Here is a 22786-nt window from a genome sequence, read left to right on the forward strand (position 1 = left end):
ATTCAGGCTTCGCTCGGGATCTTGACCAGCAGCATGTTTCAGATTGCCACCGTGTCAATCACCCTCAGCACTCGTTCAAGCCTTCGCGAAAGCGAATCGCCAAGCCTTTCAGATTCTGCCGCCAGCTCTCCAGCTCCTCTCGACTCAACTCTTCTGGCGCTTCTTCTTCATCCAGATTAATCGCCTGAATTAGCGGCTGAGTCACGTCCCCTTTGGGCTTGTGTGGCACCCGTGGCGGCTGGAACAGCGCCGAATGCGCTGCCAGCAGTTTTGCCAGCCAGGTTTCAGAGTTGCCAGCGAGTTCGACCATCTCGGCCAACTCGGGAATCGCGATCGACTCCAGCACCTCACGTGTCAGCAGCATCTCGGCGCGTGGTGCATTGGCCTGCGGCAGACGATAGAAACCAGCGATCTCGTGACAGAGACCGAGCAAGGCGCCGTAAAGGTGAAACAACGCCGATTCACGCCCCGCCTGAATCAACGCCAGCGAATTCATCGCTCGCCCCTCTTCGGCGCGAGCCAGAGCTTCGAGCGACAGTCCGGCGAAATAGATCTTCTGGTTGGTGCGGGTATAGAGTTCGTGAGCCATGACGGCGCTCTCCACAACGAAATAATTGCTTCACACAGGCCGGACAGTGTCGTGGATCAGCCGATCCCACCGCAAGCACAAAACAAAAAGGCCGCATGAAAACCCAAGAGTTCTCATGCGGCCTTTCAGTATCAGGCTAAGGCTTACTCAGCTTTTGGCTTCGTACGCTTGTCTTCAACCGTCCACTTGCCGCCGTCGAAGTACGCCTTCCAACCGGTAGGCTTGCCATCGACTTCGGTCTGTACGTATTGCTCCTTGGTCTTGCGGCTGTAGCGAATCACCGCCGGCAGACCATCAGGATCTTTCTGTGGAGCGTCGCAGAGGAAGTGGTACTTCGGATCGATCTCGTCCTTGTGCGGCAGAATCTCGATCACCAGCGGAGCACGGGTCTCGCGGTTTTTCGGGAACTGACTGGCCGCCAGGAACAGGCCGGAAGCACCGTCGCGCAGGATGTAGGTGTCGTTGACCTTTTCGCATTTCAGCTCAGGCATCTTCACCGGATCCATCTTCGGCGGCGCCGCGTCACCGCTTTTCAGCAGTTTGCGGGTGTTTTTGCAGGTCGGGTTGGTGCAACCGAAGAACTTGCCGAAACGGCCAGTCTTTAGCTGCATCTCGCTGCCGCACTTGTCGCATTCCAGGCTCGGACCTTCGTAGCCCTTGATGCGATAGCTGCCTTCTTCGATTTCGTAGCCGGCGCAATCCGGGTTGTTACCGCAGATGTGCAGCTTGCGCTTCTCGTCCAGCAGGTAAGCGTCCATCGCCGTGCTGCAGATCGGGCAGCGGTGCTTGCCACGCAGTACCAGCGATTCCGACTCACCCTCGTCGTCCGCAGCGATTTCATCGCCCGGCACCAGGTTGACGGTGGCCTTGCAGCGTTCTTTCGGCGGCAGGCTGTAGCCTGAACAACCGAGGAAAACGCCTGTCGACGCGGTACGAATCTGCATCGGACGACCACAAGTCGTGCACGGGATGTCGGTCATGACCGGCTGGTTGGCACGCATACCGCTGTCCGGGTTTTCGGCTACTTCGAGTTTCTTTTTGAAGTCGCCGTAGAACTCGTCCAGTACGTTTTTCCAGTCGCGCTCGCCCTGCGCCACGTCATCGAGGTTCTCTTCCATGCCTGCGGTGAAGCCGTAGTCCATGAGGTTCGAGAAGCTTTCCGACAGACGCTCGGTGACGATGTCGCCCATCTTTTCCGAGTAGAAACGACGGTTGTGCAGGGTCACGTAACCGCGATCCTGAATGGTCGAAATGATCGCAGCGTAAGTCGAAGGACGACCGATACCGCGCTTTTCCATTTCTTTAACCAGACTGGCTTCCGAGTAGCGGGCCGGCGGTTTGGTGAAGTGCTGCGATGGATCGAGCTTGATCAGCTTCATCACGTCGCCCTGCGCCATATCAGGCAGAACGTCGTCATCACCCGGTTTGGCAATCTGCGGCATGACACGGGTGTAACCGTCAAACTTGAGGATACGACCCTTGGCGCGCAGCTCGAAGTCACCAGCGCCTACGCTGACGGTGGTCGACAGGTATTGCGCCGGCAGCATCTGGCAAGCGAGGAACTGGCGCCAGATCAGCTCGTAGAGACGCTCAGCGTCACGCTCCATACCCGCCAGCTTGCTTGGCGTGGTGTTGGCGTCAGAAGGACGAATCGCTTCGTGAGCCTCTTGTGCGCCTTCCTTGCTGCTGTAGACGTTCGGCGTTTCCGGCAGGTACTTCTTGCCGAACTCGTCTTCGATGTAAGTACGCGCCATCGCCACGGCATCAGCCGAGAGGTTGGTCGAGTCGGTACGCATATAAGTGATGTAGCCGGCTTCGTAAAGACGCTGGGCCATCATCATGGTTTTCTTCACGCCGAAGCCCAGGCGGTTGCTCGCAGCCTGCTGCAGGGTCGATGTGATGAACGGCGCCGACGGCTTGCTGCTGGTCGGTTTGTCTTCGCGCTTGACGATGCTGTAGCTGGAAGATTTGAGTTTCTCCAGCGCGGCCATGGCCTGAGCTTCGTTGAGCGGCTTGAACGCTTCGCCTTTTTCGCGAGCCACTTCGAAACGCACGGTGGAGCCTTTGGTGGTGCCGAGATCGGCATGCACTTCCCAGTACTCTTCCGGGTTGAACGCGCGAATTTCACGTTCACGCTCGACCACCAGCTTCACGGCAACCGATTGCACGCGACCGGCGGACAAGCCACGAGCGATCTTCGCCCACAGCAGCGGCGAGACCATGTAACCGACAACGCGGTCGAGGAAGCGACGCGCCTGTTGAGCGTTGACACGATCAATGTCCAGCTCACCCGGTTCCGAGAAAGCTTCCTGAATCGCTTTCTTGGTGATTTCGTTGAACACCACACGCTTGTAGCGGCTGTCGTCACCACCGATGGCTTCGCGCAGGTGCCAGGCAATGGCTTCCCCCTCGCGATCCAAGTCGGTTGCGAGATAGATGGTGTCAGCATCTTTGGCGAGCCGGCGCAGCTCTTCGATGACCTTCTCTTTACCCGGGAGGATCTCGTACTGGGCTTTCCAGCCATGATCGGGATCGACACCCATACGCGAGACCAGCTGCTTGCGCGCTTTCTCTTTCGGCGAGAGCACCGGACCTTCGCCCGCAGCAGCCTTACCGCGCTTGGCGGCTGGCTCTTTGCTGGCGCTAGCCGAACCGCTGGTGGGCAGGTCTCGGATATGGCCGATACTCGACTTCACCACGTATTGGTTACCCAGATACTTGTTGATGGTCTTGGCCTTAGCCGGGGATTCCACAATGACCAGCGATTTGCCCATGGATCAGAAAATTCCTGAATTCTAGAAGTGAAAGGCGGTTGGCGCCTGACGCGGCACCGCTATATATAGTTGATACAAGGTGAGGTCAAGCACAGGGTTCTGTGCGCACTCGCCTTATGCCTTGGAAAAAAGGCTCGGTTCGGCTTGCACCAAAGCAAAGCGTGGCACCTGCTCGCCGTCAACCTCGACTGACTCGAGAAACATGCTCAGAGGGCGTACCCAAAAGCCGTAATCGCCATACAGGGCTTGGTAAAAGACCACTTCTTCTTCGGTCTCGGAATGCCGCGCAACACTGAATACGCGGTACTGCGGACCTTTGTAATGTTGGTAGAGCCCAGGTTGTATCGGCATGCTTCGGCCCTCACTCAAATTTTTTCAAAAATAAAAACAAAATAAATCCACAAAAACAAAAACCGGGGCACTTGGCCCCGGCTTCCATCGACGAGACGCTTAAACGCGTTCGAAGACGGTGGAGATGCCTTGGCCGAGACCAATGCACATAGTGGCCACCCCGAAGGTGCCGCTATTCTGCTTCATCACGTTCAGCAAAGTGCCGGAAATACGGGCACCGGAGCAACCGAACGGGTGACCCAGGGCGATCGCGCCGCCGTGCAGGTTAACCTTCTCGTTCATCTTGTCGAGCACTTTCAGATCTTTCAGCACTGGCAGGGCCTGTGCGGCGAAAGCTTCGTTGAGCTCGAAGAAGTCGATATCGTTGATGCCAAGGCCCGCACGCTTCAGGGCTTTTTGTGTCGCCGGAACTGGACCATAGCCCATGATTGCCGGATCCACACCCGCCACTGCCATCGAACGGATAACCGCCATTGGCTGGATACCCAGGTCCTGCGCACGCTGCGCCGACATCACGATCATGCACGAAGCACCATCGGTGATCTGCGACGAAGTACCGGCAGTCACGGTGCCGCCCTTTGGATTGAAGGCAGGCTTGAGGGCCGCCAGACTTTCCAGGGTGGTTTCCGGACGAATGGTTTCGTCGTAGTCAAACAGTTTCAGGAAACCGTTCTCGTCATAGCCCTGCATCGGGATTATTTCGTCTTTGAACTTGCCTTCCACGGTGGCCTTGTGGGCCAACTGGTGGGATCGCACGCCGAAAGCGTCCTGTTGTTCGCGAGTGATGCCGTGCATTTTGCCGAGCATTTCAGCGGTCAGGCCCATCATGCCCGAGGCTTTCGCCGCGTACAGCGACATGTGCGGGTTCGGATCGACACCGTGCATCATGCTCACGTGGCCCATATGCTCGACGCCGCCGACCACGAACACGTCACCGTTGCCGGTCATGATCGCTTGCGCAGCGGTGTGCAGCGCACTCATCGACGAGCCGCACAGACGGCTAACAGTCTGACCGGCCGAGGTGTGCGGGATCTGGGTCATCAGCGAAGCCATGCGCGCGATGTTCCAGCCCTGCTCCAGGGTCTGGTTGACGCAGCCCCAGATCACGTCCTCGACTTCTGCAGGATCGACCTTGGCGTTGCGTTCCAGCAACTTGCTGATCAGGTGCGCCGACATGTCTTCGGCGCGGGTGTTGCGGTGCATGCCGCCCTTGGAGCGGCCCATCGGAGTACGACCGAAGTCGACAATCACGACGTCTCTAGGATTCAAGCTCATAAGTTCACTCTCACTCTAGTTGGGGGCGCTTAACCGAAGAAGCTCTGGCCGTTTTTGGCCATTTCGCGCAGCTTCGCGGTCGGGTGGTACAGCGCGCCCAAATCAGCGTACTGGTCAGCCAGGGCAACGAACTCGGCAACACCGATCGAGTCGATGTAGCGCAGTGCACCGCCACGGAATGGAGGGAAACCGATACCGTAGACCAGACCCATGTCGGCTTCGGCGGCGGTTTCAACGATGCCGTCTTCCAGGCAACGCACGGTTTCCAGGCACAGCGGGATCATCATCCAGTTGATGATGTCTTCGTCAGTGACTTCACGCTGCTCGTAAACGATCGGCTTGAGCACTTCCAGCACCGATGGATCGGCGACTTTCTTCTGCTTGCCTTTCTTGTCGGCCTCGTAGGCGTAGAAGCCCTTGCCGTTCTTCTGGCCCAGGCGCTTGGCTTCGTACAGCACGTCGATGGCCGAACGACGGTCATCCTTCATGCGATCCGGGAAACCTTCAGCCATCACGTCACGACCATGGTGACCGGTGTCGATGCCGACCACGTCCATCAGGTACGCCGGGCCCATCGGCCAGCCGAATTTTTCCATGACCTTGTCGATACGGACGAAGTCGACACCGGCGCTGACCAGCTTGGCGAAACCACCGAAGTACGGGAACAGTACGCGGTTGACCAGGAAGCCCGGGCAGTCGTTGACGACGATCGGGTTCTTGCCCATTTTCTTGGCGTAGGCAACGGTGGTGGCAACAGCCAGCTCGCTGGACTTCTCGCCACGGATCACTTCCACCAGCGGCATCATGTGCACCGGGTTGAAGAAGTGCATGCCGACGAAGTTTTCCGGACGCTTGAGGGCCTTGGCCAGCAGGCTGATGGAAATGGTCGAGGTGTTGGACGCGAGGATGGTGTCCTCTTTGACCTGACCTTCGACTTCAGCCAGTACGGCTTGCTTGACCTTAGGGTTCTCGACGACAGCTTCGACAACCAGATCCACGTGACCGAAGTCGCCGTAGGACAGGGTCGGACGAATGCCATTGAGCACTTCAGCCATTTTCGCAGCGGTCATGCGACCTTTATCAACGCGGCCAACCAGCAGCTTGGCGGCTTCGGCCAGACCCTGCTCGATACCGTGCTCGTTGATGTCCTTCATCAGGATCGGCGTACCTTTGGAGGCCGACTGATAGGCGATACCGCCACCCATGATGCCGGCGCCGAGTACAGCGGCCTGCTTCACGTCTTTGGCGATTTCGTCGTAGGCCTTGGCCTTTTTCTTCAGCTCCTGATCGTTCAGGAACAGACCGATCAAGCTCTGCGCGGCAGAGGTCTTGGCCAGTTTGACGAAGCCGGCGGCTTCGACTTCCAGCGCCTTGTCACGACCGAAGTTCGCGGCTTTCTGGATGGTCTTGATCGCTTCAACCGGCGCTGGGTAGTTCGGGCCAGCCTGACCGGCGACGAAACCTTTGGCGGTTTCGAAAGCCATCATCTGTTCAATAGCGTTCAGCTTGAGTTTTTCAAGTTTCGGCTGACGCTTGGCCTTGAAATCGAACTCGCCGGAGATGGCGCGCTTGATCAGTTCAAGGGCAGCTTCCTGCAGTTTTTCAGGAGCAACCACGGCGTCGACGGCACTGACTTTCAGGGCGTCTTCAGGGCGGTTTTCCTTACCGGAGGCAATCCACTCGATGGCGTTATCGACACCGATCAAGCGCGGCAGACGCACGGTGCCACCGAAGCCTGGGTAGATGCCCAGCTTGACTTCCGGCAGGCCGATCTTGGCTTTGGTCGACATGACGCGATAGTCAGCCGCCAGGCACATTTCCAGACCACCACCCAGGGCGATGCCATTGATGGCCACTACGGTTGGGACGTTGAGGTCTTCGAAATCGCTGAAGATCTTGTTGGCTTCGAGATTGCCAGCAACCAGCTCGGCATCCGGCAGCTTGAAGTTATCGACAAATTCGGTGATGTCGGCGCCGACGATGAACACGTCCTTGCCACTGCTGACGATCACGCCCTTGATCGAAGCATCTGCCTTGATGGTGTCTACGGCCTGACGCAGTTCGTTCAGGGTTAGACGGTTGAACTTGTTGACGGACTCACCCTTGAGGTCGAATTTCAATTCGACGATGCCACTTTCAAGAGCTTTAACCGTGATGGCTTTACCTTCGTAAATCATCAACTGATCTCCACGATATGGAAGCTGAACAGTACACGTCGGACGCAGGCGAATGGCTCGGCAGGACGCTTTTTCGTCGATGCTAACGCCAATCCACCCGGCACACCCGCCAACGCGATAGTCGGGATTCTGTAGGAGCAGTCTGTAAGACAAACGCTCAATTCATACGCCCGTTTGATTTGGGTACGTCACCTTCACGGAATTTCCGACAATTGTCAATCGCCCAAAATACGGGTTGAAATGCGACTTTGCGGTCATTTCTGTAAGACGAAGACCCGCAACACGCGTCTGCATGTGAAGCCATTCATAGAATCAATAGTTAGAAAAGTCGCCCTAATTCGCAGCAGCCCGAGTTTAAAGGGCTACGCTGGGTGGACTACAGAGAGATGTACCGACCAAGTCAGCATCAAAAAAGGTTTCCGGCCTGCCTGGCCACCCTGCCCGATGAATCATGTCGGGCTTTTTATTGCGCGTCTGCCGGACGTTCCCCACCGTTGCAGTGGGAAAAGTCCGCGCGTCACGCCAGTGCTTTCAGAGTGGTGTCGATGTCCTGCAACACCGACGCTTCGCCCTTCTCGCCCCAGTACAAGGCGATCATCTGCTTGTCTGCTTCGACTTTGAAAACGTTGCCGGGCAACTTTTCGAAATGATTGAGCAGCGCCCGATCTTCGCAAACTTCCTGCCATTGATTGACCCACACACCCGGCGATTTTTGCCAGTAAGTCCAGCAGGCAGGCGACTTGCCACGACGCGGCCGATGATACTGCGCACACGGATTCGGCGGCTCTTGCGCCAGCCAGTGCGGCCATTCCTGAGGCGCCAGTTGCATGGCCAGACCCATGCGCCGCGCCTCCATGCGCAAGGCGATGCGACCGCTTTGCGCACGCGATGGGCGCAACCACGCCAGCGGACTCAAAACCACCAGCAGGATTGACACCACCAACCAGACCGTCATATCTCTATTCCCAATTCTTGGTGAGCGCATTGTGTCACCTTGGAACCAATGCGCTTGAAACCAGCCATACTTAACAATATTGAAACCTCACGAGGAGCACCTCATGCCCTACCACCACATCCTGGTCGCCGTAGATCTGACCGAAGAGTGCGACCCTGTGATTCACCGCGCCCGAGAGCTATCGGTGAGCAATGGCGCCAAGCTGTCGCTGGTGCATATTGTCGAACCGATGGCCATGGCATTCGGCGGCGACGTGCCGATGGATCTGTCACAACTGCAACAACAGCAGTTCGATCAGGCCAAGGAGCGACTTGAACGTCTGAAGCTCAAATACACCGAACTCGAAGGCGCCAACTGCCACCTGACCTACGGCCAGCCACGCCAGGAAATCCATCATTTCGCCAAAGAGCAAACGTGCGATTTGATCGTAGTCGGCAGTCATGGCCGACATGGCCTGGCGCTGTTGCTCGGCTCGACCGCAAACGACGTACTGCACGGTGCGCCTTGCGACGTCCTCGCCGTCCACCTGGTCAAACGTTGAAACACTGATCATTGTGGGAGCGAGCCTGCTCGCGAAGGCATCGGCACATTCAGCATTAATGCCGCCTGACACACCGCATTCGCGAGCAGGCTCGCTCCCACATTGGGTCTCCACCCGCATATGAAAAGCCCGGCGTTCATCACTGAACGCCGGGCTTTTTCACATCAGGATCAATCAGGCATCCAGCTCCGCCCAACGCTCCACCAACGCATCCAGCTCAGCCTGCAACTGCTCCAGCGAAGCAATCACCTTGGCTGTTTCAGCCGCTGGGCGCTGATAGAAACCAGCTTCAGCCATTTCCGCCTCTACCGCAGCAATCTGCTGCTCCTTGGCATCGATATCGCCCGGCAACGCTTCCAGCTCGCGTTGCAGCTTGTAGCTCAGCTTCTTCTTGGCCGCCGGTGCTGCAGCGGCAGGCGCAGCAACCACAGCAGGCTCGGCAGTAACCACTGCCGAATTCAGGTCAGCCTTGCCCGATTTGCTTTCAGTCACGCCCAACAGACGCGGCGAACCGCCCTGACGGATCCAGTCCTGATAGCCGCCGACGTATTCACGCACCTTGCCTTCACCTTCGAAGACCAGGGTGCTGGTGACCACGTTGTCGAGGAATGCCCGGTCGTGGCTGACCATCAGCACGGTGCCGTTGAAGGTCAGCAGCACTTCCTCGAGCAGCTCGAGGGTTTCCACGTCGAGGTCGTTGGTCGGTTCGTCGAGAACCAGCAGGTTCGCCGGCTTGCTGAACAACTTGGCCAGCAACAGACGCGCACGCTCACCACCCGACAGCGCCTTGACCGGCGTGCGGGCACGCTGTGGGCTGAACAGGAAATCGCCGAGGTAGCTCAGCACGTGACGGCTCTGGCCGTCGATATCGATGAAGTCGCGACCTTCGGCGACGTTGTCGATCACGGTTTTTTCCAGATCCAGTTGATGACGCAACTGGTCGAAGTAGGCCACGTCGATCCGCGTGCCCTCTTCCACTTTGCCGCTGGTCGGTTGCAGACCGCTAAGCATGAGTTTCAGCAGGGTGGTCTTGCCGGTACCGTTGGCGCCGAGCAGACCGATACGGTCGCCGCGTGTCAGCACCATCGAGAAATCCTTGATCAGGAACGGGCCGCCCGGGTGAGCGAAACTCACGTTCTCGAGGACCATCACCTGCTTGCCGGACTTGTCGGCAGTGTCCAGCTGAATGTTGGCCTTGCCGGTGCGCTCACGACGCTCGCTACGCTCCACGCGCAAAGCTTTCAGGGCGCGGACGCGGCCCTCGTTGCGGGTGCGGCGAGCCTTGATGCCCTGGCGGATCCAGACTTCTTCCTGGGCCAGTTTCTTGTCGAACAGCGCGTTGGCGGTTTCTTCGGCGGCCAGCGCGGCTTCTTTGTGCACAAGGAAACTGGCGTAGTCGCCGTTCCAGTCGATCAGGCCGCCGCGATCCAGTTCGAGGATGCGCGTGGCGAGGTTTTGCAGGAAGGAACGGTCGTGCGTGATGAACAGCACGGCGCCCTGGAAATCTTTCAGGGCTTCTTCGAGCCAGGCAATCGCACCGATGTCCAGGTGGTTGGTCGGTTCGTCGAGCAGCAGCAGATCCGGCTCGGACACCAGCGCCTGCGCCAGCAGCACGCGACGACGCCAGCCGCCGGATAACTGGGCGAGGGTCTTGTCGGCCGGCAGTTGCAGACGGCTCAAAGTGCTCTCGACCAGAGTCTGCAAGCGCCAGCCATCACGGGCTTCGAGGTCTTGCTGAACGTGCATCAGCTTGTTCAGGTCTTCATCAGTGACGCAGTTCTGCGCAAGGTGATGGTATTCGGCGAGCAACGCGCCCACGCCATCAAGGCCTTCAGCGACTACGTCGAACACCGTCCGATCGTCGGCCACCGGCAATTCTTGCGGCAATTCGCCGATTTTCAGACCGGGGGCACGCCACACCGAGCCTTCATCGGGCTTCTGGTCGCCCTTGACCAGTTTCATCATGCTGGACTTGCCAGTGCCGTTGCGGCCGATGATGCACACCCGCTCACCACGGGCGATCTGCCAGGACACCTTGTCCAACAACGGCATAGCGCCGAACGCAAGGGACACATCGCTGAATTTGAGCAGGGTCATGAGCTTCTCCAAAAACCGGGCGCGCATTCTACCTGAGTTAGGGCTTCAGCAGGCCGGCAATTTGTCTGTCGAAGCACTCTGCACAACATTTGTTGCGAACTTGTGCTGCGAGGCCCGCAAAGCTTTCGCCGCTTGCTGGCAAAAGGCTAAGCTAAAGACAATTCAGTGCTGACCGAGGTCGGCACTTGTCATGATTTCTCTGCCCGGATGTCTCATGCGCAGTCGCCTTTTCAGTGTCTTGTCCTGTTTGCTACTTACCGCCGCTGCCGCTCAATCCGCCCAGGCGGTGGACCTGTCCACCCAACGCCAGTATTACGATGAAGCCAAGCGCGCCCTGGCCAAGGGTGATACCGGCCCGTACTTTCGCTACAGCCAGGCGTTGGCCGATTACCCGCTGGAACCGTACCTGGCCTACGACGAACTGACCGCGCGGCTGAAAACCGCGAGCAACGCGGAAATCGAAAAGTTCCTCGCCGAACACGGTGACCTGCCCCAGGCCAACTGGATGAAATTGCGCTGGTTGCGCTGGCTCGCCGACCGTGGCGACTGGGCCACCTTCGTCAAGTATTACGACCCGAAACTCAACTTCACTGAACTGGACTGCCTGAATGCGCAGTACCAGATCAGCAGCAACCATAAGGCCGAGGGGTACGCCAATGCTGAAAAGCTCTGGCTGACTGGCAAATCCCAACCCGCCGCGTGTGACGCGCTGTTCGGCATCTGGGCAGCCGATGGCCAGCTCACTGAACAGAAACGCTGGGAGCGCACCAAACTTGCCGCTCAGGCCCGCAACTATCCATTGGCCAACAGTCTGGTCAACGGCCTGACCACCCTCGCCCCGCGCGGTCGTTTGCTGGTCGATGTCGCGCAGAAACCCGAACTGCTCAATCAGCCTTCGCGCTTTACCCCGGCCGATGAACCGATGTCCGATGTGGTCAGCCTCGGCTTGCGCCGACTGGCCCGTCAGGATCCGGACAAGGCCATGGCGTTGCTCGACGGTTACGCCAGCAGCATGCACTTCTCCCGCGATGAAAAAGTCGCGATTGCCCGGGAAATCGGCCTGACCCTTGCCCGTCGTTTCGACAGCCGCGCGCTGGACGTGATGGCCAAGTACGACCCGGAACTGCGCGACAACACCGTCTCGGAATGGCGCTTGCGCCTGTTGCTGCGTCTGGCCCGCTGGGACGACGCCTACCAGTTGACCCGCCGTCTGCCGCAGGATCTGGCCACCACCAACCGCTGGCGCTACTGGCAGGCGCGTAGTCTGGAACTGGCCCAGCCGCAGAACCCGGAAGCGCAGACCCTGTACAAAAACCTTGCGCGCGAACGTGACTTCTACGGTTTCCTCGCCGCCGACCGCTCGCAATCGCCGTACTCGCTGAACAACAAGCCATTGGTCCTCAGCCAGGCGCTGATCAACAAGGTGCGCAACACGCCGGGGGTACGCCGCGCGCTGGAATTCCATGCCCGTGGGCAAATCGTCGACGGTCGTCGCGAGTGGTATCACGTCAGCCGCCATTTCAATCGCGATGAAATGGTTGCCCAGGCGAAACTCGCTTACGACTTGAAATGGTATTTCCCGGCGATCCGCACCATCAGTCAGGCGCAGTACTGGGACGATCTGGATATCCGCTTCCCGATGGCCCACCGCGAAACGCTCGTGCGTGAAGCCAAGGTACGTGGCCTGCATTCGAGCTGGGTGTTTGCCATTACCCGCCAAGAAAGCGCGTTCATGGACGACGCACGCTCCGGTGTCGGGGCCAGTGGCCTGATGCAATTGATGCCCGGCACCGCCAAGGAAACCGCGCGCAAATTCAGCATTCCGCTGGCCTCGCCGCAGCAAGTGCTGGACCCGGACAAGAACATCCAGCTCGGCGCCGCGTATCTGAGCCAGGTGCACAGCCAGTTCAACGGCAACCGCGTCCTCGCCTCCGCCGCCTACAACGCAGGTCCTGGTCGCGTGCGCCAATGGCTGCGCGGCGCCGATCACCTGAGCTTCGACGTGTGGGTCGAAAGCATTCCGTTCGACGAAACCCGTCAGTATGTGCAGAACGTGCTGTCGTACTCGGTGATCTACGGCCAGAAGCTCAACTCGCCGCAGCCGCTGGTGGACTGGCATGAGCGCTACTTCGACGATCAGTGATCACCTGACTGACGCCAACTAACGAAAAATGCCCGTATCGCGAGATACGGGCATTTTTTATGGGCACAACCTGAGCGGCTATTTAGTGAATGGCAGGATCGGTGACAGGATTCGTTGACGCGCTCTTGCCATCATTGAACTGCAACGCTGCCAACCGCGCATACAGCGGATTGCTGGCAATCAGTTCCTGATGGGTGCCAATGGCCACAAGCTTGCCCTGATCCATTACCGCAATCCGGTCAGCGTTTTTCACCGTGGCCAGTCGATGCGCGATCACCAGCGTGGTGCGGTTTTGCATCAGGCTCGGCAGGGCTTCCTGAATCAGGTGTTCGCTCTGCGCATCAAGGGCGCTGGTGGCTTCGTCCAGCAGCAGGATCGGTGCGTCGACCAGCAACGCCCGGGCAATGGCCAGACGCTGACGCTGGCCACCGGAAAGACCGAGGCCACCATCGCCGAGATGGGTCTGGTAACCGTTGGGCATTTTCTCGATGAAGTCGTGGGCATGAGCAATTTTCGCAGCGTCCTTGACCTGCTCCAGCGTCGCCCCGGGATTGCCGTAACGAATATTCTCTTCAACACTGCCGAAAAACAGCGCCGGCGATTGTGATACCAGGGCGAAGTGACGGCGCAGGTCCAGCGGATCGAGGCTGGTCAAAGGCACGCCATCAATCAGGATCTGCCCTTCCAGCGGATCATAAAAACGCAACAGCAAGTCGTACACGGTGGACTTGCCAGCGCCGGACGGCCCCACCAGCGCTAGTGTCTCGCCAGCGCGAATGGTCAGATTCAAACCGTTGACGGCGTAGCTTTCCGGACGCGAAGGGTAGGAAAAACGCACGTCCTGCAATTGCAATTCACCCCGCACGCGCTCCGGCAAGGTCACCAGCCCGGTAACGGGCGGCTGGATGATGTTTTCCGAACCCAGCAGTTCAGCGATACGTTCGGCGGCCCCGGCCGCGCGCTGCAGTTCGCCGATCACCTCACTCAACGTGCCAATCGCACTGCCGACGATCAGGCTGTAAAAGACAAACGCCGCCAGTTCGCCCCCGGTGATGCGCCCGGCGATTACGTCCATGCCTCCGACCCACAACATCACCGCCACGGCGCCGAGCACCAGCACGATCACCATGGTGATCATCCACGAACGCTGAAAGATGCGTTTGCGCGCGGTGTCGAATGCGTCCTCGACCGTCGTCGCAAAACGTCGCTCGTCCTGAACCTGGTGGTTGTAGGCCTGCACGGTTTTGATCTGGCCGAGGGTTTCCGACACATAGCTGCCGATATCGGCGACCCGGTCCTGGCTCAACCGCGACAGATTGCGCACGCGCCGGCCGAATATCAGGATCGGTGCAACCACGAACGGCAAGGCAATCACCACAATGCTGGTGAGTTTCGCATTGGTCACGAACAGCAGGATGACGCCACCGATGACCATCAGCAGGTTGCGCAGGAACATCGACAGCGACGAGCCGATCACCGATTGCAGCAGCGTCGTGTCAGCGGTCAGTCGCGACTGGATCTCGGAACTGCGGTTGTTCTCGTAAAAGCCCGGATGGAGATAGACCAGATGGTTGAACACCTCGCGGCGGATGTCGGCCACGCAGCGCTCGCCGATCCACGACACCCAGTAGAACCGGGCAAACGTACCGACCGCCAGACCCAGCACCATCAACATGAAGATGCCGATGCTCTGGTTGAGCTGATGCGGCGACTGAGTCATGAAGCCCCGGTCGACCAACAGCTTGATCCCCTGCCCCATCGACAACGTGACGGCGGCCGTAACGATCAACGCCAGCAGCGCAGCGATGACCTGCCAGCGGTAAGGGGCCAGGAATCGACTGGTCAGACGCAGCGCGCGACGGTGTCGTGAAGAAAGCTTCGGGGTCATTCAGGTGTACATCCGTGTTGATGAAAGGGCTAGCGTAAACCTTCTTTGGGGTGGAACTCTGTAAATCACAATGAGTCAGGTTAAATATGCCCCCAAAGACTAGGCCATAGTTGCTATCGGTCTAACGTCAAGGTTGAGACGAACGGTCATTTCTGTTGGACTGGAATGGCCGCTCATGACGGATCGAAAGGCGCTGTCACAGCCTGGTCACGTGGCGGCTTTAATCTGGGTATACAACCTGATGAGGAGACAGGCCATGTCCTTGCAACACAGCAGCGATGACAAGATTGAAGTGATCCGCACCAAGCCCGGCCAATCTCTGGGTTGCTCGATACTGGATAAGGATGGGCGTGAAGTACCGATCACTGAAGAGATGATCCAGCAAGCCTGCAGCGAGCTGGAGAAGCGATTGGTCAAGCCTGCCGAACAAAAGTGATATAGCCACCGTCTTCCTGACCCGGCCCCTTTGGCCGGGTTTTTTCTGCCTGCAGATCCGGGGACATTTGGCGCGACTTTCGCGAGCAGGCTCGCTCCCACAGGAGATCGTCAGTGAGTGCGAGATCCATATGGGAGCGAGCCTGCTCGCGAAGGGGCCGACCCGGTTTCTAGACAGTCACCGCACCCAGTGCCGCGACTATCTTCGCCAACACCGGCGAATCCCCTTCAATCCGCACCTTCAGCCCTTCAATCTCGCGCCGCACCGGATACTGTTTACGCAACACATCGAACGCCGCCCGCTGCTCGCCGACATTACCTACGAGGCTGCGGCGAAAATCCGCATCATCGCGGCGCGGGTCGTACACGCCACGACACAACATCGCCAGCGCCCAGGCCGGATCGCTGTCGCCATGCAAGGTCACTTGCGACAACCACGGCGCCGGTAGCAGCTCACTGAGTTGAATGCTTGCTGGCTGGCCGATGAATTGGCAGTAAGCCTGATAGATCTGCGCCGTTCCGCGCTGTTTGCCATCAAGGCTGTAACCGGCAATGTGCGGAGTGGCCAGTACGCAAAGTTCGGCCAATGCAACATCAACCTCAGGCTCGGCCTCCCAGACATCAAGAACGGCTTGCAGGTCTTCACGCTCCAGCAGCACTTCGCGCAGCGCGGCGTTATCCACCACCGGACCACGCGCCGCGTTGATCAGCCATGCACCGGGCTTGAGCTGCTGCAGACGCTGCTGATCGAACAGATGCCAAGTCGCACCAACGCCGCTGCGTGTCAGCGGTGTGTGCAGACTGATTACGTCACACTGCTCAATGATTTGCTCAAGGCTCACGTAATCGCCGCCCTCGGCAGCCTGACGCGGCGGATCGCAGACTTTGACATTCCAGCCCAACTCTTTCAGAACCTTGATCAGGCGCCCTCCCACCTCACCGGCGCCGACGACACCATAAGTCCGCTGAGTGAGATCGACACCTTCGATTTCGGCGAGGGTCATCAGACTGCCCAGCACATAATCGACCACGCCTCGGGCATTGCAGCCGGGTGCACTCGACCAGGTGATGCCGGCCTCATTGAAGTAGTCGAGATCCAGATGATCGGTGCCGATCGTGCAGGTACCGACAAAGCGCACCTTGCTGCCCTCAAGCAACGTGCGGTTGACGTTGGTCACCGAGCGCACGAGTAACACGTCGGCCTGCGCGACCGTCGCACGGTCGATGGAACGGCCCGGCACCCGGCGGATCTCGCCGAAACCGGCAAAAAAGGCATCGAGCAGCGGGATATTTTCGTCGGCAACAATCAGCATGGCGGGCTCCTTAGGCGGATCGGCAGTTTAGGTGCAGATCGGTCGCCGGGCCAGCGGGCTTTGCGCTTACAAATCCGCAACAGAGGATTTTTCCTGACCAAGGCGTCAGCGGCGTAGAATGCGGCGCCTTGCGCATCAACAGCTGTGGACGTTTTTCCCGTGAATTCTGTAACTGATCAACCTGTCGCCGTCTCCCTCACTCGCCCCGCGCGGATTCGCCTGGAGTTCAAGAACCTGCTCGCCCTGGCGTTGCCGATCATCATCGCGCAACTGGCGACTACGGCCATGGGCTTCGTCGACGCGGTGATGGCTGGCCGCGTCGGGCCAAAGGATCTGGCAGCGGTGGCGCTGGGCAACTCGATCTGGGTGCCGGTGTTTCTGCTGATGACCGGCACTCTGCTGGCAACCACGCCGAAAGTCGCCCAGCGTTTCGGCGCTGGCACCCACAGCGAAATCGGCCCGCTCGTGCGTCAGGCGCTGTGGCTGGCGCTGGTGGTCGGACTGATCGCCACCGCGATGCTGGTGGCCGCCGAGCCGGTACTGCACCTGATGAAAGTCGATCCAGAGCTGATCGGCCCGTGCATGCAATACCTGCACGGCATCGCCAGTGGTCTGCCGGCAGTGGCGTTCTATCACGTGCTGCGCTGCACCAGTGACGGCATCGGCCGTACGCGTCCTGCCATGGTGCTGGGCCTGTGCGGTCTAGCGCTGAACATTCCGCTGAACTACATCTTCATCTATGGCCATTTCGGTGTGCCGGCGATGGGCGGCGTCGGTTGCGGTTGGGCCACGGCCATCGTGATGTGGGTGATGGCGCTGGGGCTGGCCGGTTATGAGCGCTGGGCACCGGCCTATCGTTCGAGCGAAATATTCAGCCGTTTCGACTGGCCACAATGGACAGTGATCAAGCGTCTGCTGGCGATTGGTCTGCCTATCGGTATCGCCGTGTTTGCCGAGTCGAGCATTTTTGCCGTGATCGCCCTGCTGATCGGCAGTCTTGGCGCCACCGTGGTGGCCGGGCACCAGATTGCCCTCAACGTCAGTTCGCTGGTGTTCATGATTCCGTATTCGCTGGGCATGGCGGTGACCGTGCGCGTCGGTCAGGCACTGGGCCGCGAAGAACCACGCGAAGCGCGTTTTGCCGCTGGTGTCGGCATGGGCACCGCGCTGGCGTACGCCTGCCTGTCGGCGAGCATGATGCTGTTGCTGCGCGAGCCGATTGCGGCGATCTACACCGCTGACCCGACAGTGATTCACATCGCGGCGATGCTGATTGTGTACTCGGCACTGTTCCAGTTTTCCGACGCGATCCAGGTCACCGCCGCCGGCGCGCTGCGTGGCTATCAGGACACGCGCGTGACCATGATCCTGACCCTGTTCGCCTATTGGGGCATTGGTTTGCCGGTGGGCTATGCCCTCGGTCTGACCGACTGGCTCGGCGAACCACGCGGCCCGAGCGGTTTGTGGCAGGGTTTGATCGTGGGCTTGAGCTGTGCGGCGTTGATGCTGTCGATTCGCCTGACGCGCAGTGCGCGCAAGCGTATTCGGATCAGTCGCTCGGCGGGTTGATCGCCCATAAAAAAGACCTGCAGATGCAGGTCTTTTTTTTGCCTTTGATCAGGACTTTTTGCGGATCCAGTACAGATATGTACCGGCGTCTTCGTGCTGGCTCACCAGTTCATGGTCGAGAAACACGCAGAACTTGGGGATATCGCGTTTGGTCGACGGGTCGGTGGCGATCACTTTGAGCAGGCCGCCGGGCACCAGGTCACGGATGTGCTGGTGCAGCATCATCACCGGCTCCGGGCAATTGAGACCGGTGGCGTCGAGGGTGCCATCGACCGGGGTATCGATCATTTCACTCATGATTCACTCCTGAAACTGGCCGGCATTGTCGCGCATTGCCGGGTATTCGGTCATCTATGGCGTTACGCCACACCCTATGTAGGAGCTGTCGAAGGCTGCGATCTTTGCTTTTTAAGATCAAAAGATCGCAGCCTGCGGCAGCTCCTACAGGGGTTTTGCGGTGTATCAGCGGGATTTGGCTTTCTTGGTGTCGTGACGGCGCAAATGGCAGGTCACTTCTTCGCGGTCGTGATACAGCTGTTTGCAGCCGATATCGACCTTGATCCCGCGTGCCTTGAAACCATCGGCAATGCGTTCGAGCAAGCGCTTCACTTCGGCGTAACGCTGCTTCATCGGCAACTTCAGGTTGACCACCGCCTCGCGGCAATGCCCTTCGCCGATCCACTCTTCCAGCATCGCGGCATTGCGCGCCGGCTTCTCGACGATGTCGCAGACCATCCAGTCCACCGGTTGCTTGGGCTTGAAGGTGAAACCGTCTGCCATCAAATGCTGAACCAGTCCGGTATCCATCAGACTTTCAGCCATCGGGCCGTTGTCGATCGCGGTCACCAGCATGCCGCGATTGACCAGTTGCCAGGTCCAGCCGCCCGGCGCGGCGCCGAGGTCAACGCCGGTCATGTCGCTGTGCAGGCGATCTTCCCACTGATCACGCGGGATAAAGTGGTGCCAGGCCTCTTCCAGCTTCAGCGTCGAACGGCTCGGTGCTTCACGCGGGAACTTCAGACGCGGAATGCCCATCGGCCACATCGCTGAATTGCCGGCATCGGCCATGCCGAGAAACACTTCACGACCGCTCTTGAAGGTCAGCAGCAGACGCGGTTTGCTGGCGTCATCCACCAGTTTGCCGGCGCCGGTCAGCGCCTTGCGCAGCGGGCCTTCGAATTTCTTGCAGAAATTCGACAGTTCCTTGCCGTCGTTGGTGTCGACGACTTCCAGCCACAGGCTGCCGCACACCGGGAATTCGGCCATGTGCGCAAGGATCACGCTGATGCGGTCGGTTTCAGGCAAATCGATGAAAACCCCACGCGCCCATTGGCGCGGGAAGATCAATTCGGCGAAACGCTGACCGCGCATCAGGCGCTCGGCGCCGTCTTCTTCGGTGCAGACAAACTCGGCGCAGGCGGTAGCCGCTTTGGCCTTGGCGTAGCCGGCCACGTTGAGTTGCGCGGCGAGGTCGGAAATCTCCGAACAGACTTCGCCTTCGAAGCCTGGCCGGCAATGCATGAATAGGGTGTTCATTCTTACTCCTGGGCAGCGGGCGATCATTCGGCCGCCGCGCGATGCTCAGGCCTTGCGTTGAAGCAAAGCCTGTCACGAAAACCGGCGCATGATAGCCGATGTCGGAACCTTGGTTCCGCTCATAGAGTCCAGTTATTAGCCAGCTACCTAAAACAGGGCTAGGTTTAAAGCTCTATTCGTCCCCTCAATCCGTAGCCGTGCGGATTCAAAGGAGTGATCGTAATGCCGTCCCTCGATAGTCTGAAAACGCTCAAAACCCTGCAAATCGATGACAAGACCTACCACTATTTCAGTTTGCCGGATGCCGCCAAAAGCTTGGGCGACCTCGACAAGCTGCCCATGTCGCTGAAAGTCCTGCTGGAAAACCTGCTGCGCTGGGAAGATGAAAAAACGGTCACCGGCGCCGACCTCAAGGCGCTTGCCGCCTGGCTCAAGGAGCGCCGCTCCGACCGCGAAATCCAGTACCGCCCTGCCCGGGTATTGATGCAGGACTTTACCGGCGTACCCGCGGTGGTCGACCTTGCCGCCATGCGTGCGGCGATGGCCAAGGCCGGTGGCGATCCGCAGCGAATCAACCCGTTGTCGCCGGTGGATCTGGTGATCGACCACTCGGTGATGGTCGACAAGTTCGCCACCGCCAGCGCGTTCGAGCAGAACGTCGATATCGAAATGCAGCGCAATGGCGAACGTTACGCCTTCCTGCGTTGGGGCCAGAGCGCTTTCGACAATTTCAGCGTGGTGCCGCCGGGTACCGGCATCTGTCACCAGGTCAACCTCGAATACCTCGGCCGCACGGTGTGGACCAAGGATGAGGACGGCCGCACCTACGCGTTCCCCGACACGCTGGTCGGCACCGACTCGCACACCACCATGATCAATGGTCTCGGCGTGCTCGGCTGGGGCGTCGGCGGGATTGAGGCGGAAGCGGCGATGCTCGGGCAACCGGTGTCGATGCTGATTCCAGAAGTGATCGGTTTCAAACTGACCGGCAAGCTCAAGGAAGGCATCACCGCTACCGACCTGGTGCTGACCGTCACGCAAATGCTGCGCAAGAAAGGTGTGGTCGGCAAGTTCGTCGAGTTCTACGGTGACGGCCTCGCCGACCTGCCGCTGGCCGACCGCGCGACCATCGCCAACATGGCCCCGGAATATGGCGCGACGTGCGGCTTCTTCCCCGTTGACGACGTAACGCTGGAATACCTGCGCCTGTCCGGCCGGCCACCGGAAGTGGTGAAACTGGTCGAGGCGTACACCAAGGCTCAAGGCTTGTGGCGTCTACCCGGTCAGGAACCGGTGTTCACCGACAGCCTGGCGTTGGACATGGGCAGCGTCGAAGCCAGCCTCGCCGGGCCGAAACGCCCGCAGGATCGCGTTTCGCTACCGAATGTCGCACAAGCGTTCAGCGACTTCATGGATCTGCAATTCAAACCCACCAGTAAAGAAGAAGGACGTCTGGAAAGTGAGGGCGGTGGCGGCGTCGCGGTGGGCAATGCCGATCTGGTCGGCGAAACCGAATATGAATATGAAGGCCACACTTATCGCCTGAAAAACGGCGCCGTGGTCATCGCCGCGATCACGTCCTGCACCAACACCTCGAACCCGAGCGTGATGATGGCCGCCGGCCTCCTGGCGAAAAAAGCGGTGGAGAAAGGCCTGACCCGCAAACCTTGGGTGAAGAGTTCGCTGGCACCGGGTTCGAAAGTGGTCACCGACTACTACAAGGCTGCGGGGTTGACGCAATACCTAGATCAGCTCGGCTTTTCCCTGGTCGGCTATGGCTGCACCACTTGCATCGGCAACTCCGGGCCGCTGCCGGAACCGATCGAGAAAGCCATCCAGAAAGCTGATCTCACCGTCGCTTCGGTGCTCTCCGGCAACCGCAACTTCGAAGGCCGCGTGCATCCATTGGTGAAAACCAACTGGCTGGCCTCACCGCCGCTCGTGGTCGCCTACGCCCTGGCCGGCAGCGTGCGCAGCGACATCAGCAGCGAACCGCTGGGCGAAGATCAGCAAGGCAATCCGGTGTACCTGCGCGATATCTGGCCAACCAGCAAAGAGATCGCCGACGCGGTCAATCAGGTCAGTACGGCAATGTTCCATAAGGAATACGCCGAAGTGTTCGCCGGTGATGAACAGTGGCAAGCCATTGAAGTGCCGCAAGCGGCGACGTATGTGTGGCAAGACGATTCGACTTACATCCAGCATCCGCCATTTTTCGACGACATTTCCGGCCCGTTGCCTGAAATCAAGGATGTCAAAGGTGCACGGGTGCTGGCCCTGCTGGGTGATTCGGTGACCACCGACCATATCTCCCCCGCCGGCAACATCAAGGCCGACAGCCCGGCCGGGCGTTATTTGCGCGAAAAAGGCGTGGAGCCACGGGACTTCAATTCTTACGGTTCACGGCGTGGCAATCATGAAGTGATGATGCGCGGCACCTTCGCCAACATCCGTATTCGCAACGAAATGCTCGGCGGTGAAGAAGGTGGCAACACGATCTACATTCCGACCGGCGAAAAACTGGCGATCTACGACGCGGCGATGAAGTATCAGGCTTCGGGAACGCCGCTGGTTGTGGTTGCCGGGCAAGAATATGGCACCGGGTCCAGCCGTGACTGGGCGGCCAAAGGCACCAATCTGCTGGGAGTCAAAGCGGTGATCGCGGAAAGCTTCGAGCGAATTCACCGTTCCAATCTGGTGGGCATGGGCGTATTGCCGCTGCAGTTCAAGCTTGATCAGAACCGCAAGAGCCTCAATCTCACCGGCAAGGAAACCTTTGAAATCCAGGGTCTGACCGGCGTCGAGCTGATACCGCGGATGAATCTGCCGCTGCTGATCACCCGTGAGGACGGGCGCCAGGAGAAGATCGAGGTGTTGTGCCGGATCGATACGTTGAATGAGGTGGAGTACTTCAAGTCGGGCGGGATTCTGCATTACGTCCTGCGCCAATTGATCGCCTCGTAACGCACAAACCAAAGTAGGAGCTGCCGCAGGCTGCGATCTTTTGATCTTGCTTTTAAAAGCCAAAGTCAAAAGATCGCAGCCTGCGGCAGCTCCTACATACAGGCGAAAAAAAACCCGCCGAAGCGGGTTTTTCCCAAGACCATTATCGACTCCCTGTCGGCAGCGATCCTTGCAAATGG

At 59.1% G+C, this 22786-nt stretch carries 16 protein-coding genes; 5 read left to right on the top strand and 11 right to left on the bottom strand.

Features of this window, described 5'->3' with window-relative positions:
* Positions 1–64: 64 nt before the first annotated feature.
* The 6 genes from J0G10_RS20820 to J0G10_RS20845 all read right to left on the bottom strand — a co-directional run bounded on the left by J0G10_RS20820 (position 65) and on the right by J0G10_RS20845 (position 8121).
* Positions 65–589, bottom strand: a complete 525-nt coding sequence (locus J0G10_RS20820; RefSeq protein ID WP_007910470.1) for a DUF6586 family protein — start codon at positions 587–589, stop codon at positions 65–67.
* A 143-nt stretch (positions 590–732) separates the two neighbouring features.
* Positions 733–3363, bottom strand: coding sequence for a type I DNA topoisomerase (gene topA, locus J0G10_RS20825; RefSeq protein WP_095050466.1), 2631 nt, complete (start codon positions 3361–3363; stop codon positions 733–735).
* A 114-nt stretch (positions 3364–3477) separates the two neighbouring features.
* Complete coding sequence (locus J0G10_RS20830) at positions 3478–3714, bottom strand: DUF1653 domain-containing protein (protein WP_007910467.1); 237 nt, start codon at positions 3712–3714, stop codon at positions 3478–3480.
* A gap of 99 nt (positions 3715–3813) precedes the next feature.
* On the bottom strand, positions 3814–4989 hold the full coding sequence (fadA, locus tag J0G10_RS20835; RefSeq protein ID WP_007910465.1) for an acetyl-CoA C-acyltransferase FadA: 1176 nt from the start codon (positions 4987–4989) through the stop codon (positions 3814–3816).
* Positions 4990–5018: 29 nt separating this feature from the next.
* Complete coding sequence (fadB, locus tag J0G10_RS20840) at positions 5019–7166, bottom strand: fatty acid oxidation complex subunit alpha FadB (protein ID WP_095124318.1); 2148 nt, start codon at positions 7164–7166, stop codon at positions 5019–5021.
* Between the two features lie 517 nt (positions 7167–7683).
* Positions 7684–8121 carry a hypothetical protein gene (locus tag J0G10_RS20845; protein ID WP_095050464.1) on the bottom strand — a complete coding sequence of 146 codons (438 nt, stop codon included), beginning with the start codon at positions 8119–8121 and terminating at the stop codon, positions 7684–7686.
* Positions 8122–8224: 103 nt separating this feature from the next.
* On the opposite strand from J0G10_RS20845, the gene J0G10_RS20850 reads away from it, so the two are divergent.
* Complete coding sequence (locus tag J0G10_RS20850; RefSeq protein WP_093099866.1) at positions 8225–8662, top strand: universal stress protein; 438 nt, start codon at positions 8225–8227, stop codon at positions 8660–8662.
* A 174-nt stretch (positions 8663–8836) separates the two neighbouring features.
* Here the strand turns inward: J0G10_RS20850 and J0G10_RS20855 are convergent, their stop codons facing one another.
* The gene (locus tag J0G10_RS20855) at positions 8837–10759 is read right to left on the bottom strand and encodes an ATP-binding cassette domain-containing protein (RefSeq protein ID WP_220556618.1); all 1923 of its coding nucleotides are present in this window, start codon (positions 10757–10759) and stop codon (positions 8837–8839) included.
* Positions 10760–10973: 214 nt separating this feature from the next.
* Here J0G10_RS20855 and J0G10_RS20860 point away from each other — a divergent pair, with 214 nt between their 5' ends.
* Positions 10974–12902 (top strand): transglycosylase SLT domain-containing protein, encoded by a 1929-nt coding sequence (locus J0G10_RS20860; RefSeq protein ID WP_220556619.1) that lies wholly within the window; start codon positions 10974–10976, stop codon positions 12900–12902.
* A gap of 82 nt (positions 12903–12984) precedes the next feature.
* Here the strand turns inward: J0G10_RS20860 and J0G10_RS20865 are convergent, their stop codons facing one another.
* Positions 12985–14790, bottom strand: a complete 1806-nt coding sequence (locus J0G10_RS20865; RefSeq protein WP_095124317.1) for an ABC transporter transmembrane domain-containing protein — start codon at positions 14788–14790, stop codon at positions 12985–12987.
* Positions 14791–15046: 256 nt separating this feature from the next.
* Between J0G10_RS20865 and J0G10_RS20870 the strand changes: the two genes are divergently transcribed.
* Entirely contained in the window at positions 15047–15226 is a 180-nt protein-coding gene (locus tag J0G10_RS20870; protein ID WP_220556620.1) for a PA1571 family protein, read from the top strand.
* Positions 15227–15395: 169 nt separating this feature from the next.
* Here J0G10_RS20870 and pdxB read toward each other — a convergent pair whose 3' ends face one another.
* On the bottom strand, positions 15396–16538 hold the full coding sequence (gene pdxB / locus J0G10_RS20875) for a 4-phosphoerythronate dehydrogenase PdxB (RefSeq protein WP_095050459.1): 1143 nt from the start codon (positions 16536–16538) through the stop codon (positions 15396–15398).
* A 159-nt stretch (positions 16539–16697) separates the two neighbouring features.
* Here pdxB and J0G10_RS20880 point away from each other — a divergent pair, with 159 nt between their 5' ends.
* Positions 16698–18107, top strand: a complete 1410-nt coding sequence (locus J0G10_RS20880) for an MATE family efflux transporter (RefSeq protein ID WP_095124316.1) — start codon at positions 16698–16700, stop codon at positions 18105–18107.
* Positions 18108–18155: 48 nt separating this feature from the next.
* Here J0G10_RS20880 and tusA read toward each other — a convergent pair whose 3' ends face one another.
* A complete protein-coding gene (gene tusA / locus J0G10_RS20885) occupies positions 18156–18404 on the bottom strand; it encodes a sulfurtransferase TusA (protein ID WP_095050458.1) in 249 nt (82 codons plus the stop codon).
* A gap of 165 nt (positions 18405–18569) precedes the next feature.
* Entirely contained in the window at positions 18570–19643 is a 1074-nt protein-coding gene (gene rlmM, locus J0G10_RS20890; protein ID WP_095050457.1) for a 23S rRNA (cytidine(2498)-2'-O)-methyltransferase RlmM, read from the bottom strand.
* 222 nt (positions 19644–19865) lie between these two features.
* Here rlmM and acnA point away from each other — a divergent pair, with 222 nt between their 5' ends.
* Positions 19866–22607 (top strand): aconitate hydratase AcnA, encoded by a 2742-nt coding sequence (gene acnA, locus J0G10_RS20895; RefSeq protein WP_095050456.1) that lies wholly within the window; start codon positions 19866–19868, stop codon positions 22605–22607.
* Positions 22608–22786 lie beyond the last annotated feature (179 nt).

This window comes from Pseudomonas germanica, from assembly GCF_019614655.1.
GTDB lineage: Bacteria > Pseudomonadota > Gammaproteobacteria > Pseudomonadales > Pseudomonadaceae > Aquipseudomonas > Aquipseudomonas neuropathica.

Excerpts from the sequence above, each read along its gene's own strand:
- J0G10_RS20855 (WP_220556618.1), bottom strand. The coding sequence starts at position 10,759 with ATGACCCTGCTCAAATTCAGCGATGTGTCCCTTGCGTTCGGCGCTATG.
- tusA (WP_095050458.1), bottom strand. The coding sequence starts at position 18,404 with ATGAGTGAAATGATCGATACCCCGGTCGATGGCACCCTCGACGCCACC.
- acnA (WP_095050456.1), top strand. The coding sequence starts at position 19,866 with ATGCCGTCCCTCGATAGTCTGAAAACGCTCAAAACCCTGCAAATCGAT.
- pdxB (WP_095050459.1), bottom strand. The coding sequence starts at position 16,538 with ATGCTGATTGTTGCCGACGAAAATATCCCGCTGCTCGATGCCTTTTTT.
- fadB (WP_095124318.1), bottom strand. The coding sequence starts at position 7,166 with ATGATTTACGAAGGTAAAGCCATCACGGTTAAAGCTCTTGAAAGTGGC.
- J0G10_RS20870 (WP_220556620.1), top strand. The coding sequence starts at position 15,047 with ATGTCCTTGCAACACAGCAGCGATGACAAGATTGAAGTGATCCGCACC.
- J0G10_RS20860 (WP_220556619.1), top strand. The coding sequence starts at position 10,974 with ATGCGCAGTCGCCTTTTCAGTGTCTTGTCCTGTTTGCTACTTACCGCC.
- J0G10_RS20850 (WP_093099866.1), top strand. The coding sequence starts at position 8,225 with ATGCCCTACCACCACATCCTGGTCGCCGTAGATCTGACCGAAGAGTGC.
- rlmM (WP_095050457.1), bottom strand. The coding sequence starts at position 19,643 with ATGAACACCCTATTCATGCATTGCCGGCCAGGCTTCGAAGGCGAAGTC.
- J0G10_RS20820 (WP_007910470.1), bottom strand. The coding sequence starts at position 589 with ATGGCTCACGAACTCTATACCCGCACCAACCAGAAGATCTATTTCGCC.
- J0G10_RS20845 (WP_095050464.1), bottom strand. The coding sequence starts at position 8,121 with ATGACGGTCTGGTTGGTGGTGTCAATCCTGCTGGTGGTTTTGAGTCCG.
- fadA (WP_007910465.1), bottom strand. The coding sequence starts at position 4,989 with ATGAGCTTGAATCCTAGAGACGTCGTGATTGTCGACTTCGGTCGTACT.
- topA (WP_095050466.1), bottom strand. The coding sequence starts at position 3,363 with ATGGGCAAATCGCTGGTCATTGTGGAATCCCCGGCTAAGGCCAAGACC.
- J0G10_RS20830 (WP_007910467.1), bottom strand. The coding sequence starts at position 3,714 with ATGCCGATACAACCTGGGCTCTACCAACATTACAAAGGTCCGCAGTAC.
- J0G10_RS20865 (WP_095124317.1), bottom strand. The coding sequence starts at position 14,790 with ATGACCCCGAAGCTTTCTTCACGACACCGTCGCGCGCTGCGTCTGACC.